Origin of the sequence: Sediminicoccus sp. BL-A-41-H5 (assembly GCF_050632405.1) — a bacterium.
Classification (GTDB): Bacteria; Pseudomonadota; Alphaproteobacteria; order Acetobacterales; family Acetobacteraceae; genus Roseococcus.
Genome location: NZ_CP192601.1, coordinates 546,021 through 564,060 on the forward strand (window position 1 = coordinate 546,021; position 18,040 = coordinate 564,060).

General features: G+C 71.8%; 15 protein-coding genes. 8 read left to right on the forward strand and 7 right to left on the reverse strand.

Going from position 1 to position 18,040, the window contains the following annotated elements; all coding sequences use genetic code 11:
* Position 1 precedes the first annotated feature (1 nt).
* Complete coding sequence (locus ACQ860_RS02785; protein WP_431305717.1) at positions 2-1,126, reverse strand: anhydro-N-acetylmuramic acid kinase; 1,125 nt, start codon at positions 1,124-1,126, stop codon at positions 2-4.
* A 53-nt stretch (positions 1,127-1,179) separates the two neighbouring features.
* Here ACQ860_RS02785 and tyrS point away from each other — a divergent pair, with 53 nt between their 5' ends.
* On the forward strand, positions 1,180-2,409 hold the full coding sequence (gene tyrS / locus ACQ860_RS02790; protein ID WP_431301888.1) for a tyrosine--tRNA ligase: 1,230 nt from the start codon (positions 1,180-1,182) through the stop codon (positions 2,407-2,409).
* A gap of 11 nt (positions 2,410-2,420) precedes the next feature.
* Here tyrS and ACQ860_RS02795 read toward each other — a convergent pair whose 3' ends face one another.
* Both ACQ860_RS02795 and ACQ860_RS02800 read right to left on the reverse strand, forming a co-directional pair.
* Positions 2,421-7,448, reverse strand: a complete 5,028-nt coding sequence (locus ACQ860_RS02795; protein WP_431301889.1) for a PAS domain S-box protein — start codon at positions 7,446-7,448, stop codon at positions 2,421-2,423.
* A gap of 19 nt (positions 7,449-7,467) precedes the next feature.
* Positions 7,468-8,631: a response regulator gene (locus ACQ860_RS02800; protein WP_431301890.1), complete on the reverse strand. Its 1,164-nt coding sequence runs from the start codon at positions 8,629-8,631 to the stop codon at positions 7,468-7,470.
* Positions 8,632-8,822: 191 nt separating this feature from the next.
* Here ACQ860_RS02800 and ACQ860_RS02805 point away from each other — a divergent pair, with 191 nt between their 5' ends.
* Positions 8,823-9,824 (forward strand): tripartite tricarboxylate transporter substrate binding protein, encoded by a 1,002-nt coding sequence (locus tag ACQ860_RS02805; RefSeq protein ID WP_431301891.1) that lies wholly within the window; start codon positions 8,823-8,825, stop codon positions 9,822-9,824.
* The gene (locus ACQ860_RS02810) at positions 9,821-10,552 is read left to right on the forward strand and encodes a cache domain-containing protein (RefSeq protein ID WP_431301892.1); all 732 of its coding nucleotides are present in this window, start codon (positions 9,821-9,823) and stop codon (positions 10,550-10,552) included. The genes ACQ860_RS02805 and ACQ860_RS02810 overlap by 4 nt, the downstream gene beginning before the upstream one ends.
* Here the strand turns inward: ACQ860_RS02810 and ACQ860_RS02815 are convergent.
* Both ACQ860_RS02815 and ACQ860_RS02820 read right to left on the reverse strand, forming a co-directional pair.
* Positions 10,549-11,514, reverse strand: coding sequence for an IS481 family transposase (locus tag ACQ860_RS02815; protein ID WP_431301893.1), 966 nt, complete (start codon positions 11,512-11,514; stop codon positions 10,549-10,551). The genes ACQ860_RS02810 and ACQ860_RS02815 overlap by 4 nt on opposite strands.
* Positions 11,515-11,571: 57 nt before the next feature.
* Complete coding sequence (locus ACQ860_RS02820) at positions 11,572-13,491, reverse strand: AsmA family protein (RefSeq protein WP_431301894.1); 1,920 nt, start codon at positions 13,489-13,491, stop codon at positions 11,572-11,574.
* Positions 13,492-13,582: 91 nt separating this feature from the next.
* Between ACQ860_RS02820 and ACQ860_RS02825 the strand changes: the two genes are divergently transcribed.
* Both ACQ860_RS02825 and ACQ860_RS02830 read left to right on the forward strand, forming a co-directional pair.
* The gene (locus ACQ860_RS02825; RefSeq protein WP_431301895.1) at positions 13,583-13,963 is read left to right on the forward strand and encodes a RidA family protein; all 381 of its coding nucleotides are present in this window, start codon (positions 13,583-13,585) and stop codon (positions 13,961-13,963) included.
* Entirely contained in the window at positions 13,960-14,406 is a 447-nt protein-coding gene (locus ACQ860_RS02830; RefSeq protein WP_431301896.1) for a GNAT family N-acetyltransferase, read from the forward strand. Before ACQ860_RS02825 ends, ACQ860_RS02830 begins: the two co-directional genes overlap by 4 nt.
* A gap of 3 nt (positions 14,407-14,409) precedes the next feature.
* Here the strand turns inward: ACQ860_RS02830 and ACQ860_RS02835 are convergent, their stop codons facing one another.
* Both ACQ860_RS02835 and ACQ860_RS02840 read right to left on the reverse strand, forming a co-directional pair.
* Positions 14,410-14,958 (reverse strand): histidine phosphatase family protein, encoded by a 549-nt coding sequence (locus ACQ860_RS02835; RefSeq protein ID WP_431301897.1) that lies wholly within the window; start codon positions 14,956-14,958, stop codon positions 14,410-14,412.
* A 43-nt stretch (positions 14,959-15,001) separates the two neighbouring features.
* Positions 15,002-15,919: a LysR family transcriptional regulator gene (locus ACQ860_RS02840; RefSeq protein ID WP_431301898.1), complete on the reverse strand. Its 918-nt coding sequence runs from the start codon at positions 15,917-15,919 to the stop codon at positions 15,002-15,004.
* Positions 15,920-16,032: 113 nt separating this feature from the next.
* Between ACQ860_RS02840 and ACQ860_RS02845 the strand changes: the two genes are divergently transcribed.
* Genes ACQ860_RS02845 through ACQ860_RS02855 form a run of 3 tightly spaced genes read left to right on the forward strand, consistent with a single transcriptional unit; the run spans position 16,033 to position 17,961 of the window.
* On the forward strand, positions 16,033-16,611 hold the full coding sequence (locus ACQ860_RS02845; protein ID WP_431301899.1) for a carboxymuconolactone decarboxylase family protein: 579 nt from the start codon (positions 16,033-16,035) through the stop codon (positions 16,609-16,611).
* A gap of 10 nt (positions 16,612-16,621) precedes the next feature.
* Positions 16,622-17,044 carry a redoxin domain-containing protein gene (locus tag ACQ860_RS02850; protein ID WP_431301900.1) on the forward strand — a complete coding sequence of 141 codons (423 nt, stop codon included), beginning with the start codon at positions 16,622-16,624 and terminating at the stop codon, positions 17,042-17,044.
* A complete protein-coding gene (locus tag ACQ860_RS02855) occupies positions 17,044-17,961 on the forward strand; it encodes a DMT family transporter (RefSeq protein ID WP_431301901.1) in 918 nt (305 codons plus the stop codon). The genes ACQ860_RS02850 and ACQ860_RS02855 overlap by 1 nt, the downstream gene beginning before the upstream one ends.
* Positions 17,962-18,040: the final 79 nt, after the last annotated feature.

An 18,040-nucleotide genomic window follows, 5' to 3' on the forward strand; every position in this document is an offset into this window, starting at 1 on the left:
TCTAGAGAAGCCCGCCCAGCACCTGCCCGCCCAGCATGGGGCGTGGTGCGCCGGTCGTCTCGGGAAAGCTGATCGGCAGGCCACGCGCCGTGCGGGCGGCCAGCACCGCGAAGCACTGCGCCTCCAGCGCATCGCCGTTCCAGCCCGCCACCTCGACCGGGCGCACCGGCTCGCTCAGCGTGGCGGAGAGCGCACGCATCATGGCCGGGTTGCGCCGGCCGCCGCCCGCCACCAGCCACTGCATCGGCGGCTCGGGAAAGTGCCGCGCAGCCGCCGCCACGCAGACCGCGCAGAAGGCCACCAGCGTCGCCGCGCCATCCTGCGGCGAGAGAAGATGCGCCCCGGCATCGCGCAGCGCGCGGTCGAAATCCAGCCGGTCGAGCGATTTGGGCGGGCTGAGCGCCAGGTAGGGATGCGCCATGAGGCGGCCCAGCACCGCGCCGTCCGCTTGGCCCGCCAGCGCCAGGTTTCCGTCCTTGTCATAGTCCCGCCCCAGCGAGCGCTTCGCCCAGTCATCCAGCGGCCCATTGGCCGGTCCCGTGTCGAAGGCCTGGATCCCGCCCTCCGTGCCGAGCCAGGTGACATTGGCCACACCGCCCAGGTTCAGCACGGCCAGCGGCTTCGGCAGGTTATGCGCCAGCGCCGCATGGGCGATGGGCACCAGCGGCGCCCCCTGCCCGCCCGCCGCCACATCAGCCGTGCGGAAATCATAGGCGACCGAAAGCCCGGTCGCCTGGGCCAGCGCCCGCGCGTCGCCGATCTGCCAGGTGTGGCCGCGCGCGTTGCGCGAGTCCCCGGGCCGCAGCGGCCGGTGCAGGATCGTCTGGCCATGAAAGCCCACGAGCTCGGCCTCGGGCAGACCGGCGCGCCGTGCCTCCTGCTGCACGCGAAGCACGGCGGCCGCATGCCGCTCCGTCAGGCGCGCCTCGCAATCGAGCAGGAACGGATCCTCGGGCGAGATGGTGGGTGCCATCTCCAGCAGGCGGCGCAGGTCACGCCGCAGCGCCGGGTCATAGGGCAGCGTCACCGTGGGGCCGAGCAGGCCCACGCGCTCGCCATCCGTCTCCACCCATGCGGCATCCACCCCGTCGAGCGAGGTTCCGCTCATCAGCCCGATGATTCTCAACATGGGGCGAGTGTGCTACGGCGGCCCGCGAAACGCCAACCGGGTCCCCTTGCATGTCAGCCTCCGACTTTCTCTCGATCATCCGCGAGCGCGGCTTCGTCCATCAGGTGACGGACGAGCCGGCGCTCGCGCAGCATTTCGCCAAGGGCTCGGTCGCCGGCTATATCGGCTTCGACGCGACGGCCGACAGCCTGCATGTCGGCCACCTGGTGCAGATCATGCTGCTGCGCTGGCTGGCGAAGACGGGCAACCGCCCGGTGGTGCTGATGGGCGGCGGCACGACCAAGATCGGCGACCCCTCGGGCCGGGACGAGACGCGGCAGATCCTCACCGAGGAGAAGATCGAGCAGAACAAGGCCGGCATCCGCAGCGCCTTCACCAATTTCCTGACCTTCGGCGATGGCCCCGGCACGGCCATCATGCTCGACAATGACGAGTGGCTGGCGCCGCTGCACTACATCCCATTCCTGCGCGAAGTGGGGCGGCATTTCAGCGTGAACCGCATGCTGAGCATGGACAGCGTGAAGCTGCGCCTGGATCGTGACCAGCCGCTGACCTTCATCGAGTTCAACTACATGCTGCTGCAGAGCTACGATTTCGTGGAGCTGCGCCGCCGCCATGGCGTGACGCTGCAGCTCGGCGGCAGCGACCAGTGGGGCAACATCGTGATGGGCGCCGACCTGGTGCGCCGCATGGATCAGGCGGACGCCTTCGGCATCACCGCGCCGCTCATCACCACCGCCTCGGGCGCCAAGATGGGCAAGACGGCGGCGGGTGCCGTCTGGCTGAATGCCGACCGCGTCAGCCCCTATGACTACTGGCAGTTCTGGCGCAACGCCGAGGACGCGGATGTGGGCAAATTCCTCGCCCTCTTCACCGACATGCCGATGGACGAGGTGCGGCGCCTGGGCGCGCTGGCCGGCTCGGAAATCAACGAGGCGAAGAAGATCCTGGCGACCGAGGCCTGCGCGCTGCTGCATGGCCGTGCCGCCGCCGAGGCCGCCGCCGAGACCGCGCGCCTCGCCTTCGAGCAGGGGGCGGCGGCCGAGAGCCTGCCCACGATCACGCATGCCCTGCCGGCCGCCATCGCCGATCTCATGGTCAGCGCCGGCCTCGCCGCCAGCAAGGGCGAGGCGCGGCGCCTCGTGTCCCAGAATGGCGTGCGGCTGAACGACGCGGCCGTGAGCGATGCGGCCCTCGCCGTGACCCTGGCCGATCTGCGGGATGGCGCCGCCAAGCTCTCGGCCGGCAAGAAGAAGCACGTGCTGGTGCGGCCGGCCTGACCGGCCGCGCCTCAGCCCTGCCCCTTCCCTTGCGCCTGCCGCAGCGCGACCAGCGCCTCCTCGAAGGCGAAGCTGTCGAGGAGCTGGCCGATCTCCGCCGCCGCCGGGCCGAGGCTGGCCCGCAGCGCCGCCTCATGCGCGCGGAAAAAGGTGCGCGCGGCCATGTCGTTCGCCTCCAGCAGTCCGGCCAGTTCGCCGATCACCTCAGGCGCGGCGGGCGCGGCCTCGGGCGGCGGCGCGGGCGTGGCCTCCGGCGCCAGGGCCGCGGCCAGGCGTGACTTGAGCAGGGCGAGTTCCATCCCGAGCGCGGCCGCGCCGGGCCGGAGGTCTTCCAGCGTGGCGGCCTCGAGCCCGGTCTCCTGCGCCGCCTTGCCGGCCAGCGCGGCTTCGAGCACGCCCGCCGCATCGCGCAGCGTCAAAGCGCCGATGGTCGCCGCCGCCCCTTTCAGGGAATGCGCCGCCCGCCGCGCCGCCAATCCATCGCCCGCCGCGAGCGCCGCGTGCAGCGGGGCGATGTCGGCGCTGTCGAGGAGGACCTCCAGCACGCGGCGATACAGCCTGGGCTGGCCGTTGCTGGCCTTGAGGCCGGCCGCCATGTCGAGCCCCGCCACCGCGGGCAGCGCCGCCGGGACGGGCTCCGGAACGCCCGGTCCCTGAACGCCGGGCGCGGGGCCGTCGTCCGGCTCCAGCCGCAGCCACTGGGCCAGGGCCGCATGCAGCGCCGCGGGGTTCATCGGCTTGACCAGGTGATCATTCATGCCAGCCTCCAGCGAGGCGCGACGGTCCTCCAGGAAGGCATTGGCGGTCATCGCCAGGATCGGCGTGCGGGCGTGGCGCGGCAGTTCGCGGATGGCGCGCGTCGCGGCGCGGCCATCCATCACCGGCATCTGCACATCCATCAGGATCAGGTCATAATCGGCGGCGGCCGCGCGCTCCACCGCCTCGGCGCCGTCCCGCGCGACCTCCACCACGAGGCCGACCTCCTCGAGCAGCGCCGCCGCCACCTCCTCATTCACCGCATTGTCTTCCACCAGCAGGACACGCCGGCCCGGGAAGTGGCGCGGCGCGGGGCCCCGGGCCTGCGCGACGGGCACCCGCGCCAGGGCGGCGAGCAGCGCGGCGGCGAGGCGCGAGGGCAGCAGCGGCTTGCCCAGCACCGCCTCAAACCCGGCCTGCGCCGCGGTGGCGGGCGAGACCGCCTCCGCCTCGGCCGAGACCAGAAGGCAGAGCGGCCTGCGGGCCAGGGGCAGGCCGGCCAGGCGACGGCCGAGCTCCAGCCCGTCCATCCCCGGCATCAGCCAATCCACGAGCACCACGTCGAAGGGCGCGCCCGCGGCATCGGCCTCGCTTGCCCGCGCCAGCGCCTCCCCGCCGCAGCCCGTGGCGGTGACATCGAGGCCGAGGGAGCGCAGCGTGCCCGCCATCGAGGCCAGCGCCTCCGGCACGTCATCCACCACCAGGGCGCGTCGGCCCGCGAGCGGCGGCACCTCCATGCCGGGGGAGGTGCCGGGGGCCTCGCCCACCGGCACCTCCACCCAGAAGACGCTGCCTTCCCCCGGCGCGCTCTCCACACCCACCTCGCCGCCCATCAGCCCGGCGAGGCGATGGCAGATGGAGAGGCCGAGGCCGGTGCCGCCATAGCGCCGCGTGGTGGAGGCGTCGGCCTGCTGGAAGGGCTGGAAGAGCAGCGCCTGCTGCGCGGGCGAGATGCCGATGCCGGTGTCCGCCACCTCGAAGCGCGCGACCAGGCCCTGGGCGGTGCGGCGCGCCACCCGGCCGCTGAGGACGATGTGCCCCGCCTCCGTGAACTTCACCGCGTTCGAGGCGAAGTTCAGCAGGATCTGGCTGAGGCGCAGCTCGTCGCCCAGCAGCACGGGCGGCAGCTCATGCAGGTCCACCAGCAGCTCCAGGCCCTTGGCCTCGGCCTTGTCGCGCACCAGGGCCCAGACGCGGTCCACCACCCGCTCGACGACGATCTCCGCCTGCTCCAGCTCGATCTTGCCGGCCTCGATCTTCGAGAGGTCGAGGATGTCGTTGATGATGTTGAGCAGGTGATGCGCCGCATCGGTGATGCGGCCGAGCTGCTCCTGCTGGCGCGGCTCGTGCAGGTCGCGCCGCAGCAGGTGCGCGAAGCCGATGATGGCGTTCATCGGCGTGCGGATCTCGTGACTCATGTTGGAGAGGAATTCGCTCTTGGCGCGGCTCGCCGCCTCGGCCTCGGCCTTGGCGCGGCGCAGCTCCGCCTCGGCCAGCTTGCGCCCGCCGATATCCTCGAAGGAGATCACGGCGCCCAGCACCGCCGGGCCGTGCAGGATGGGCGCGACCGAGCAGGCGACGGCGATGGGCGTGCCGTCGGCCCGCCAGAACACCTCCTCCTCGCTCGCGACCGGTTCGCTCTGCGTCAGCGCGCGATGGATGGCGCCCTCCACGGCCGGATAATCCGTGCCGTCGGCGCGGCGGGGCTGCATCAGCCGGTGGGCGTGCAGGCCGGCCAGCGCGACGGGCTCGGCATGGCCCAGCAGGCGCGCCGCCGCCCGGTTGGCGAAGGTGATGTGGCCGTCCGGGCCCACGCCCACGATGCCGTTGGAGCTGCTCTCCAGCAGCAGGCGCTCCTCCTCCTCCTTGCGGGCGAGCGCCTCCATCGCCTCGGCGCGGGCCGAGATGTCGCGGCCGATGACGAGGAAGCCGTCGAAGGCGCCGTCGGCACCGCGCAGCATGGTGCGCGTGATGCTGTAGAGGCGGCGCGTTCCATCGGCATGGGGCAGCATGCGCTCCATGCTCCGCACCGCGTCGCCGGCGGCGAGCTGCGCCTCCTCATCCGCCCGCACCATCGCGACCATCTCGGGCGCGAAGCTCTCCTCCACGGTGCGGCCCAGCATCTGCGCCGGCCCGCGCTTGCCGGCCAGCTCGACATAGGCGCGGCTGCAGGCCTTGAGGCGCAGGTCGCGCCCCTTGAGCGCGATCAGGTCGGGCGAGCGGTCGAGCACGCGGAAGAAATCCTGGCCCAGCACCTCGGTCGCCTGGCGGGCGCTCAGCAGCTCCGCCGTGCGCTCGGCCACCAGTTCCTCCAGGTGGCCGCGATGGCGCTCCAGCTCCATCGCCATCTGGCGTGTGGCGGTGATGTCCTCCTTCACGCCGACGTAATGGCTGATGGCGCCGTCCGGCCGGCGGACGGGAGCGATCACGGCGGCCTCGATGTAGCGTGTTCCGTCGCGCCGGCGGTTCACCAGCTCGCCCCGCCAGGTCTCGCCCTGCGGCAGCCGCTCCCACATCTCATCGAAGACGGAGGACGGCGTCTCGCCCGATTGCAGGATGCGCGGGTTCTCGCCCAGCAGCTCGACGCGCGTGTAGCCCGTGGTGCGCTCGAAGGCCTCGTTCACGTATTCGATGCAGCCCTGCACATCGGTGATCACGATGCTGGCCGGGCTCTGCTCGACGGCGCGCACCAGGGTGCGCAGCCGTTCCTCGCGGCACTTCTGCTCGGTGATGTCCTCCCACATGGCGAGGAAGTAGTCGCGGCCGCGCTGGCGGATCACCTGCACGTTCACCTGCACGTCCAGCACCTGGCCCCCCTTGTGGCGGTGCTGCGCCTCGAAGCGCGCGCCGCCCGCGGCGAGGATGCGATCGGCCATGGCCTGGAAGCCGCCGGGCGGCGGTACGGCCTGGGTGTCGGCCGGCGTCATCCGCCGGTACTCCTCCCGCGTGTAGCCGAGCAGCCGGCAGGAGGCGTTGTTCACCTCGACGAAGTGCAGCGTCTCGGCATCCACGATCTCGATGGCGAGCGGCGCCTCGTTGACCACGGCCGAGAAAAGGTTGCGGCTGTCCGCCTCGGCCTGGGCCGAGCGGCGGCGCTCGATGGCGGCCCCCAGGCGCTCGGCCACGGCTTCGAGCAGCATGCGCTCCTCCGGCAGGAAGGGCTCGCCGATGCCGGGCGGAAGCGCGCGCGCATAGGTGACGCTGACCACGCCGGAGGCGCCATCCGCGCCCCGAAAGGTTACGCTGAGCGTGGGGCCCTCGGGCCTTTGCCCATGCATGACCCCGCCATGCTCGACGCAGCCCACCGCCAGCGGCGGGTGGCGCATGGCACCGGGCAGCCGGGCCGCCACCGCCTCCAGCATCGCCCGGATGCTGAGATCGGTCCGGTCGGTCAGGCGCGTCGTGTCGTAGAGGCAGGACAGCTCCTTCATGCGCTCGTTCAGCTCGACCGCCGCCGCCTCGCGCGAGGCGAGCGCGTCGCGGAAGGCGATGGCGGCCTGGGCGATGTCCCGCAGCAGGCCGGAACGGCTGCGGGCCAGCGCCTCCACCTCGGGCAGGCGGGCGGGCGCGGTCTCGCTCTCCGCGAGGCGGCGCAGCACTTCCGTCAGGCGCCGGAGCGAGCGCGTCAGCAGCCAGGCGAAGAGAAGCCAGAAGGTGAGGAAGCCGGTCACGACCACGGCGCGGATGCGGGTGAGCCGGCGCGAGAGCGCCTCCAGCGCCAGCGCCTCCGCCTCCGCGCGGCGCAGCACCTCGGCCGAGGCGGTGGTGAGCAGCGCGCCGGTGATGCTGGCGAGTTCCGCGAAGCGCGCATCGGCCAGGACGATGTAGCGGTGGGCGCCCGGCAGGCGGACCGTGGCATGGTCGGCCGCGGCCCGCAGCGCCGCGCGATACACGTCGAGGCGCGGCAGCAGGGGCAGCGTCGCGCCGAGGCTGGCGGCGATCCGCTCCAGCCGCTCCACCCGCGCGGTCAACGCCGCGAGCTCGGGCTCCAGCGCCTCGTGGGACTGGTCCGCCTCCCAGCCGTCGATCCGGCCCGCGCTGGCCAGTTCCAGCATCACGCTCATGCGGCGGTGCAGGTCGGAGAAGTTGCTGTTGAAGCGGGCGACGAAGGCCAGCGCGTCGAGCGCCTCGGCCTGCGCCGCGACATAGGCGGCCTGGGAGCGCTGGAGGTTCCGGTTGTAGTAGCCGTTGATGAGGCCGAGGGCCAGGATGGCCGCCACCATGGGCAGGATGAAGACCAGCGCGTAGCGCGGCAGGCGCGGCCAGCGCCCGCTCACCGCCATGCCCGTCCTCCGTCCATCCTCATGCGACCGCCGCGGCCTCCGGCGCGTCGGGCATGCGCTGCGCGACGGCAAGGAAGGCCTCGCGGCAGGCGAGATAGGCGTCCACCACGTCCGGGTCGAAATGCACGCCCCGCCCCTCGGTGATCACCCGCGTCGTCTCCTCGATGCCCAAGGAGGGCTTGTAGACCCGCCGCGTCATCAGCGCATCGAAGACATCGGCCAGCGCCATGAGACGCGCGGAGACGGGGATCGCCTCGCCGGCGAGCCCCTTCGGATAGCCCGAGCCGTCCCATTTCTCGTGATGGGCGAGCGCGATCTCCTGCGCGGTGCGCAGGAAGGCGAGCGCGCCCTCGGCCTGCTCCACCGTCAGGTCATCCGCCTCGGCCAGCGCCTGCTCCATCGCCGCCCCGATCGCATGCGCGCCGATCGCGGCATGCGTCTTCATGACGGCCATCTCCTCGGGCGTGAGCCGGCCCGGCTTGCGCAGGATGGCGTCCGGGATGCCGACCTTGCCGATGTCGTGCAGCGGCGCCGCTTGCACCACCATCTCGAGGCGCCGCCCGGCCAGCGCCTCGGCGAAGCGCGGGTGGCCCGCAAGGTGGCGCGCGAGGATGCCGACATAGGCCTGGGTGCGGATGATGTGCCGGCCCGTCTCCTTGTCCCGCGTCTCGCTGAGGCAGGCCAGCGCGCGGATGCACAGCTCCTGGATCAGGCGCGTCTCGGCCATGCGGCGCTGCACCTCCCCTTCCAGGCACTCGTTCTGCGCGGCGAGGCGCCGGCGGGCCTGGGCCAGTTCGAGATGGGTGCGGATGCGCGCCAGCGCCACCGGGGGCGTGATGGGCTTGGTGATGTAGTCCACGGCGCCGAGCGACAGGCCCTGTTCCTCATCCGCAGCATCGTCCAGCGCGGTGACGAAGATGACGGGCAGGTCCCGCGTCGCCGGGTCCGCACGCAATTCGCGCAGCACCGCGTGGCCATCCATCCCGGGCATCATCACGTCGAGCAGCACGAGGTCGGGCCGCGGATCGCCGCGGGCCACGCGCAGGGCGCGCTCGCCGGAACTGGCGGCGCGCACATGGTAGTGCGGCTGCAGCAATTCGCCGAGGAGCAGCAGGTTCTGCGGCATGTCATCCACGATGAGGATCGTGGCCGCTTCGGCGGCTGACCGGGTTTCAGGGATCATGACCCGCAGGCATCCTTCCAGGCCCACCGACCGGGCAGGGCCGTCCGACAACCTTCCTCTCATGTCGGGGTCGGAAGATACAGTCTTCTCTGCGATACTCGACAAAACTCATATAAACCAACAAATGTATTTCGCGGTATATTTCTGTCATATTTGTAGACGTTTCGGAAGCAGTCGCCGGAGTTGTGCGCATGCTCAGCAGACGGCGGTTGGCCGGCCTCGCGCTCGCGGGGGCGCTCGGCCCGCTCTCCGCCCCCTTCAGGCCCGCCTCGGCGCAACCCGTCTCCGTGGGCGCAGCGGGACGGCGGGCCATCACCATCGTGGTTCCCTATGCCTCGGGCGGGCCGCCCCACTTCGTCGGCCGCCTTCTGGGCGTCAGGCTGTCGCGCCTGCTCGGCGAGCCGGTGGTGGTGGAGAACCGCCCCGGGCAGGGCGGCCTCTCCGGCGTCTGCTATGCCGGCGAAGCACAGCCCGACGGCCGGACGCTCCTGCTGGCGACAAACGGCCTCTACGCCATGACGATGAACATCCGCTCCTGCCGCTTCGACTTCACGGCGGCGCTGACGCCGGTCGGGCTGCTGGCCCGCACGCCGCTCGTGCTCTGCGTCCCGGCCGCCTCGCCGATCCGGAGCGTGGCGGATCTCGCGCAGGCCGCACGCCGCGCCCCGGGCGCGCTGCGCTACGTGACGCCGCACGCCTACAACCTGCCCACGCTTCTGCTGGCGGACATGCTGGAGATCAGCGTCACCAGCGTGCTGGTCAGCGGGGCGCTGGCGGGGTTCGAGGCGCTGGACAAGGGCGATGCCGAATTCACGCTGCTGGGGCTGGGGGCGGCCGTGCCCTTCATCCATGGCGGGCGCCTCAGGGCGCTCGGCGTCTCCGCCAGCCATCGCACCGCCCAGCTGCCCGATGTCCCGACCCTCGCCGAAGCCGGCCTGCCCGGCTTCGAGGTCGCGACCGACTTCGCCCTCTTCGCACCCACGGGCACGCCCGAGGGCACGCTCACCCGGCTCAACCAGGCGAGCATCGAGGCCTTGTCGGGCCAGGATGTGATGACGCTGCTGGCGCCGATCGGCGTCGAGCCGATGCAGGGCACGCGCGCGGCCTTCCCCGCCTATTTAGAGGCGGAGAACCGCCGCTGGCTCCAGCTGACCCGACAGTTCGACATCACCTCGATGGAGCGGCCGCGATGACGGGCTGCCCGCGCCGCCTGGCGCTCCTGGCCAGCCTTGCCCTCGCGGGCGAGGCCGCCGCCCAGACCGCATCCCTGGCCCCCCTCGCCCCATCCCAGCGGGACGCGGCCGGCATCGCCGCGCGCGTCGGCGTCCTGCTCGACCGCCAATGGGACCACCTGCAATGGGTCGCGCGCTCGGTGCAGGAATTCTGGCCGCCACAGGATGCCGAGGAACTGCGCTTCATCCTCGACACCGCGCATGACAACGCACCGCACATCATCTGGATCGGCGTCGCCACCGTCTCGGATGGCCGGGTGTTGGCGGCCACGCGCAAGCTGCTGGAGGGCGCCGATGTGGCGCAGCGCCCGTGGTTCATCGAGGGCACGCAGCGCGACGCGGCGGTGGACGTGCATGACGCGCTGCTGCTCCAGCGTGCGCTGAGCCGCAGCCCCGAGCAGGGCATGCTGCGGCTGATCGACTTCGTCTCGCCCATCCGCGACGGCGACGGGCGGATCGTCGCGATGATCGGCTCGCACATCCTCTGGGACTGGGTGGTGGGTGTGGTCCGGCGCGAGGAGGGCCATGCGGGCGCGCCCATCGCCCTGGTCTCGTCGCGCGGCGAGGTGCTGCTGGCGCCGGAAGGCGTGCCGCCCACGCGCCTTGCCCAGGCGCCACGGGTCCCCGTGCCGCAGCGCGCGGGCACCCCTTCCTTCGGATGGCAGCTCGCCGTCCTCACCGGAGCCTAGGTGTTTAGTCCCGGCATTTGGTGGTGCGGATTTTTGTTGAATCGTTCGGGCGTTTCTGCCCACGTCCTGCAGATGAACTCGTAGGGTGTGAGGCCGCGGAGGCGCTTAAGGCGGCGGGCGAAGTTGTAGGCGGCGACGAAGTCGTCGAGGTGTCGTCGCAACTGCTCGTGGTTGTCGTAGTGGAAGCGCTTGACTGTGGCGTCCTTGATGGTGCGGTTCATCCGCTCGACCTGACCATTCGTCCAAGGATGATTGATCTTGGTGAAGCGGTGCTCGATGCCGTTTTCCTGGCACCGCATGGCGAACATGTGGGTCATGTAGCGCGCCGTCGGGCCGTCGGCGTAGCGCGGGGCAAAGCGGAATTGGATTCCGTTGTCGGTGAGTACCGTATGGATGCGGTAGGGCACGGCGGCGATGAGGGCCTCTAGGAAGGCGGATGCCGTGACGCGCGTGGCGCTCTCGACTAGTTGGACGAAGGCGAACTTGCTGGTGCGGTCGATGGCCACAAACAGATAGAGCTTGCCTTCTTCGGTCTGCACCTCGGCGATGTCGATGTGGAAGAAGCCGATGGCGTAAGTCTTGAACTTGGCCTTGGACTTCTTGTCGCCCTCGACCTCGGGCAGGCGCGAGATGCCGTGACGCTGCAGGCAGCGGTGCAGGGCGGAGCGGGTGAGCTGCGGGATAGTGGCCTGCAGGGCGTAGAGGCAGTCGTCCAGCGGCAGCAGGGTGTGACGGCGGAAGGCGACGACGATGGCCTCCTGCTCGGGTGACAGCGTGGAGGAGCGGGCGTCTCGCGGCCCGGTGGGCAGATCGGTGACCGAGGTGCGCTTGCGCCACTTGGCGATGGTCTTGGGGTTCACGCCGTAACGCCTGGCGAGTTCTCTCAGGCTCGCTTGACTATGCTGGATCGCGCGACGGACCGCCTCTGTCGTTGTGGCGCACCCATGGAGAATTTGACCCATAGCGCATCCTTCCATTCCTTGGAGAAGACTGCACCATCAAAACCCGGGATCAAACGCCTAGCGCCCGCCCGCGAAGAAGCAGGGGCTGCGGCGGGCGTAGTCGCGCAGGGCGGGCGGCAGGGGTGCGGTGTGGTCGGGCGCAGAGAGCCGCGCGCGCCCCGCCGTGGACCATTGCGCGGGCTGCACCCCCGGATCCTCGAAGCTGCCGCTCACGCGAACGGGGATGTCGAGGGCGAAGCTGCCCGTCGTCTGCCGGTGGCTGCCGATCACGAGATCGAGCCGGTGGCGGTTGAGGTCGAAGGTGGCGAGGCCGCTGATCATGCCCTGCGCCGAGCGCAGGCGCAGCGGCGCCAGTTCGCCCACGCCGCCCTTCATGTCGAGCACGCCGATCGCGCAGGCGAGGCGCGTGCGGCCGCGCGCGGTCCGGAACAGGGCGCGGATGTCGGTGGAGGCCATCTCGATCACCTCGCGCGCGATGGTGCCGCCCGACATGAGCAGCACGGCCGAGACATGCGCCTCCCGCGCCGCCGCGTTCAGGCTGCGGCCGCGCCCGATCACGGCGAGCCGCCCCTCGACGCGGCCGGAAAGCGGCAATTCGCGCAGGCCCAGAGCCCGGCGCAGTGGCTCCAGATCGGCCTCGCCCATGGTGACATCGGCGGTGATGCGCAGGTCCTCCTCATCCGCCTCGAGCAGGCCGCCCGCGCTGATCCGCGCGCCGAAGGCCTGCATGGCAAGGGTGGGAATGCGGACCTGGCCCGGAACGAGCGAGGCTTCGAGCCGTGCGGCGCGGGCCTCCAGCGCGCCATAGGCGAAGGCCTCGGCCGAGAGGCGGAGCTCGATCAGCGGGTCGGGCGCGGTGAAGACGGCGAGCGGCAGGTCGGCCACGCCATCGGCCTCGTGCCCGCCCGCCTGGAGGAGGCGGTTGAGGTCGAGCCGGGTGAGGGCGAGGTCGAGCAGCAGGGCGTCGGGCTGGCCGCGCGCGCCCTCGGTGAGCTGCAGCAGCGTGCCGGTGAAGGGCGCGCCGTCCAGCTCGCCGAAGGGGGCGCCGATGCGCCAGACATCGCCCTGCCGGTCGAAGGTGCCGGCGAGGTCGAAAGCGATGCGCGGCACGCCCTCGGTGCCGGCGCCGCCCAGCGCGAGTAGCGCATCGGGGTTGGCGGCGCGCAGCTCGATCTGGCCCTGCACGCCGTCGAAATTCAGCGGGTCGCGTGCCGAGCCGAGCAGGGCGAGCGTGGTCACGCCCGCCGTGGCGGTGAGGTCGAGGCCGAAGGGGGTGGCGGCGTTGCGGAAGCTCGCGATGCTGTCGAGCGGGCCTTCCAGGGTGAGGTCCACGCGATTGTAGCTGCCGCGTGCGCTGAGCTGGATGGGCGCGTGCAGCCCCGCCGCGGTCAGGCTTGCCGCCTCGATGCGCGTGGGCAGCATCTGGCCGCTGGTGGTGCGGAAGAGGATTTCGGCGCCGGTGACACGGATGGCCTCGAAGAGCGGCATCCCGCCGCGCCCAGCGGCGGCGGAGGCGGCGGGGCCGAACCGCCAGTTGGCCACGCGCCCGGCATCGCGCTCCAGGAGGAGGGAGAGGCCCGCGACCTCGGCGCGCGGCAGGACGATCTCGCCCCGCAGCAGCGCCATCAGGTCCAGCTCGGCGGTCGCGCGGTCGAGCGTCAGCATCTCCGCGCGGGTGCCGCCTTCGATGTTCGCGATGGTGACGCCGCTGGCCGTGATGCCGATGCGCGGGCCGGGGCTGACGCGCAGGCTCTGGATGGTGACCGGCCGGCCAAGCCGGGCGCTGGCGTGTCCGGCGGCGAACTCCGCCAGTTCCAGGCGGGGCAGCAGGGCCCAGGCGGCGATGGGAAGGGCGGCCAGGATCACCAGGAGGCCGGCCAGGCTGAAGAGCGCGCGCCTGAGCCAGCGCCTGCGCGGGGCTGCCGCCCTGGGCTGTTCCGCAGGCGGGGTGTCGGGCTTGGTCACGGCGGCTTTCATGCGGCGCATCCTAGCGGCAAACCCCACGGAGCGGGATGCCACCCGGGCCGCGATCCGGCACAGTGGACCGAGACGCAATGCGAGGGCCGCCATGAGCATCGAATTCTTCCATCCGCCCGCCCCGGGCGAGGCCCGCCCCTTTACCCGCGCGGTGCGGGCGGGCGGGATGGTCTATGTCTCGGGCCATTCCGCCCCGCACGACCCGGCGCGCGGCATCCATCGCGGCGCGACGCCGGCCGAGGAGGTGCGCAACGCGCTCACCTTCATCCGTACCCTGCTGGAGGAGGCGGGCAGCAGCCTCGACCGTGTGGTGCAGGTGACCATGCTGATCACCGACCGCGCCGACTACGCCGCCCTGAACGCCGAATATGTGAAGCATTTCCCGAAGGGGCTGCCGGCGCGGCACACGGTGCTCTTCGGCGTGCCGACCGAGGCGCGGGTCGGCTTTTCCTGCGTGGCGCTGGCGGGATGAATTTGCGCTACGGCATGGAGATCCGTGCCGCGACGGCAGCCGAGGCGCCGGGGCTGGCCACGCTGCTGGCGGAGGCGGGGCTCAAGGTGGAGCCGCGCGACCTGGCCGAGCGGCTGGCCGCGCTCCGCCAGGGGCCGGGCACCGCGCTGGTGGCCCTGCAATGGGGGCCACCCAGCGGCGTGGTGCTGCTGCATTGGCACCCGGCACTGACCTCGGGGCCCGTCGCGCGGCTCTCCCTGCTGCTGGTGGCGGCCGATCAGCGGCGGCAGGGCATCGGGCGCCTGCTGCTGAAGGCCGCGGCGCAGGCGGCGCGCGTGGCCGGCTGCGAGCGGATCGAGATCGCCGCCGAAACACCGGAGTTGGAGGCCTTCTGCCGCGCGACCGGCTTCGCCGAGGCGGGCGCGCGCTTCACCCGCTCGCTCCGCAAGCAGGGTGCCGGCTGAGGCTCACGGCCGGATGCGGCCGACCACCAGCAGTTCCGCGCCCTCGCGCCGCAGCACCACGCCCTCGCCCGAGGCGGGCACGATGCGGGTCAGCCCCGTGATGTTCACCTGGTGCGTGCTGACGAACAGCGTGCCCGGGCCGCTCCAGCCCAGCAGCAGGGCGCGCGCGGCCTCGGTTTGCGCCGGGCCGGTGCGGCGGTCGGCGAAGAAGGAGTTGAAGATGGGCTCGGCCCGGGCCTGGCCGGGGAAGGCGAGATCGGCCGTCTCCCGCGTGCGGCACCATTCGGAGGTGAGCACCGCGCCGACCGGCACCCCCTTCTCGCGCAGCGCCTCGCCGATCCGCACGGCCTGCGCGCGGCCGGTGGCGTCGAGGTTGCGCTGCGTGGCGCATTCGCCCAGGCGCATGCCGCCCGGATCGCCGCCACCCGGGGCATGGGCGTGACGGAAGAGCACGATGGCGCCGTCGCGCAGCGCGGCCCAGGCGGCCGCTTCATCGGCGCGGGTGGAGGCGGTAGGCCAGAGCAGGGCGAGGAGGAGGAGCAATCGGAGCATGCCCCGGCAGGTGTGGCCCCTTCCCGCCCCCGCAAGGGCGCGGCTACTCCGAATAGGCGCTGAGCAGCGGGTCGAGCTCGAATTCGGTGGCGAGATGGTCGAGCATGGCGCGCAGCTTGGGCGCGATGAAGCGGCGGGTCGGATAGACCGCATGGATCGGGTGTGGCGCCGGTTCATGTTCCGGCAGCAGCACGCGCAGGCGGCCGGTCTCGATCTCGCGATCAACGAAATGCCAGACCGGCACCATGCCGATCCCGAGGCCCGAGAGGATGGCGGCGCGCACACCCTCCGTGCTGTTCACCGTGAGCCGGCCCTGCACGGGCACCGAGTTGGGGCCGTCCTTCCCCGTGAAGGGCCAGTTCGCGCCGGTGGCGAGGCGCGTGTAGAGGATGCAGGCGTGGTCGCGCAGATCCTCGGGCGTGCGCGGTTCGCCGTGGCGCTCCAGATAATCCGGGGTTGCAACGACGACGCGCCGCGAGGTGCCGATGCGCCGCGCCACCAGCCCCGGATCGGTCAGGGCGCCCACGCGGATGGAGAGGTCGATCCGCTGTTCCACCAGGTCGGTGAAGTCGTCGCCCATGACGAGGTCCACCGCGACATCCGGGTAGCGCTCCAGGAAGCGCGGCAGGCGCGGCAGGATGTGCAGCCGCCCCAGCACGGCGGCGCAGGCCAGGCGCAGCGTGCCGGTGGGCTTGCCCTTGCGGCGGCCCACCGAGGTCTCGGCCTCCGCGATGGCTTCGAGTGCCAGCTGCGCCTGCGCGTAGAAGGCGCGGCCGTCCTCGGTCAGCGTCAGCGCGCGCGTGGTGCGCTGGAGCAGCAGGCAGCCCAGATGCTGCTCAAGTGCCGCGATCTGGCGGGAGACGGTGGGCTGGGAGGTGTTCTGCTCGGCCGCGACGGTGGTGAAGGAGCCGGCTTCGACGACGCGGACGAAGCTGCGGAAGAGCGGGATCAGATCGGCCATTCATCCACTCTGCGTATGGATCATATGGGATCAAACCGCGTTCTGCGGCGCGTGTGAATGGCGTTCTCTGCCCTCAGGCGGAACAGCCCGCCCGATGCGAAGGAGAGACCCCGATGACCCAGTTCACCGTCCACACCCAGGCCACTGCCCCCGAAGCCGCCCAGGCCCGCCTTGCCGAGGTGAAGAAGGCATGGGGCTTCATCCCGACGCTGCACGGCACGCTGGCCGAGAGCCCCGTGGCACTCGAGGCCTATGACACGCTGTTCGGCCTGGTGGCGAAGTCGAGCGTCACGCCGGCTGAGCAGCAGGCCGCCTATCTCGCCATCAACGTGCTGCATGAGTGCGAATACTGCACCGCCGGCCACACCTATCTGGCGCGCGCGGCGAAGCTCGATGAGGGCGCGATCCAGGCGCTGCGCAACGGGCTGCCGATCGCCGATGCCCGCCTCGAGGCGCTGCGCCGCTTCGCCGAGCGCGTGGTGGGCGAGCGCGGCTTCGTGGGCGATGCCGCGGTGGATGCCTTCCTCGCCGCCGGCTTCACGCGGGAGAACGTGCTGGAGGTGGTGACCATCGTCGCGACCAAGACGATCAGCAACTACGTCAACCACATCACGCATACGCCGAAGGAAGGCTTCATGGCCGACCCTTCGCTGGCCTGGACCGCGCCGCGCAACCGCAGCCTGGCCGCGTGAGGCGCGTAACATGAGCCTGCACAGCGAACTCACCCAGTTCCGCACCGCCTGGGCAGCCCGGGTCGGAGCGGAGATCGAGGCGATGGGGGCGGCGCTGGTCGCCGTCTCGCCGGAGCAGCCGGATCATTCGCTGAGCACGGCGGAGAAGAACGACCTGCGCTTCACCGTGCTCTCCGATGTGGGCGGCGCACTGGCCTGCGCACTCGGCATCCGCTTCACGCTCTCCGAGGCGGTTCGGCCCTTCTACGAGAAGGCGGGTCATGCGCTGCCGGAGCGCAATGGCGATCGCAGCTGGGCGTTGCCCATGCCGGCGAGCTTCGTAATCGCGCGCGGCGGGCGCATCGCACTGGCCGCGATCGAGCCCGACGATCGCCGCCGGCTGGAGCCGCGCGCGGCGCTGGAGGCGCTGCACAGCCTCACGGAGGCGGTGTGATGTCGGCCACCCTTCCCCTGCCCGCCGCCACGCTCAGCCCCATGGCGCGCGGCATGCTCTACGGCTTCGCCGCCGTGCTAATCTGGGGCGGCTATCTCGCCATGGCGCGGGCCGGCGTGGTGGGCGGCATCACGGCCGGGGATTTCACCCTGATCCGCTACGGCACGGCGGGCCTGGTCATGCTCCCCTGGTGGCTGCGGCACCAGCCGCTCACCATGGCGGGCATGGGCTGGGGGCGCGCCCTGGCGCTGACCCTGACGGCAGGGCCGCTCTTCATCCTGCTGGGCGTGGGCGGCTATGCCTTCGCGCCGCTGGTCCATGGCGCGGTGGCGCAGCCGGCGGCGGTGGTCGTCTTCACCACGCTTCTCGCGGCCCTCGTGCTGCAGGAGCGGCCGGGCCGGACGCGGCTGGTGGGCCTTGGCATCGTGCTGCTGGGCATTGGCGTGATCGCGGGGCCGGGGCTGTTCTCCGGCACGGCCATGACGCCCCTCGGCGATGCGATGTTCCTCGGCGCCGGCCTGCTCTGGGCGAGTTTCACCATCCTGGCGCGGCGGTGGGGGATCAAGGCCATCCCCGCCACGGCGGCCGTCTCGGTGCTCTCGGCGCTGGTCGTGGTGCCGGTCACTGCGGCCACCACGGGCTTCTCGCATCTGTTGGCCCTCCCGCCGGCGGTGCTGCTGCCGCAGATCCTGGTGCAGGGCGCGCTCTCCGGCGTGGTGGCGGTGATCTGCTTCACCCGCGCCGCGGAGCAATTGGGTGCCGCGCGGGCCGCGTTGTTCCCGGCGCTGGTCCCGGCCTCGGCCATCCTGCTCGGCATTCCGCTCGCGGGCGAATGGCCGGGTGGGGTGCAACTGCTGGGGCTTGGGCTGGTTTCGCTCGGGCTGCTGGTCGCGATGGGCCTCCTGCGGCGGGGCTGACAACCAGCCTTGGCACGCCGCCCCGCGCATCCCTGGCGCATCGCCACCAGGGATGCGAGACTTCGGCCAGGGAGAGATA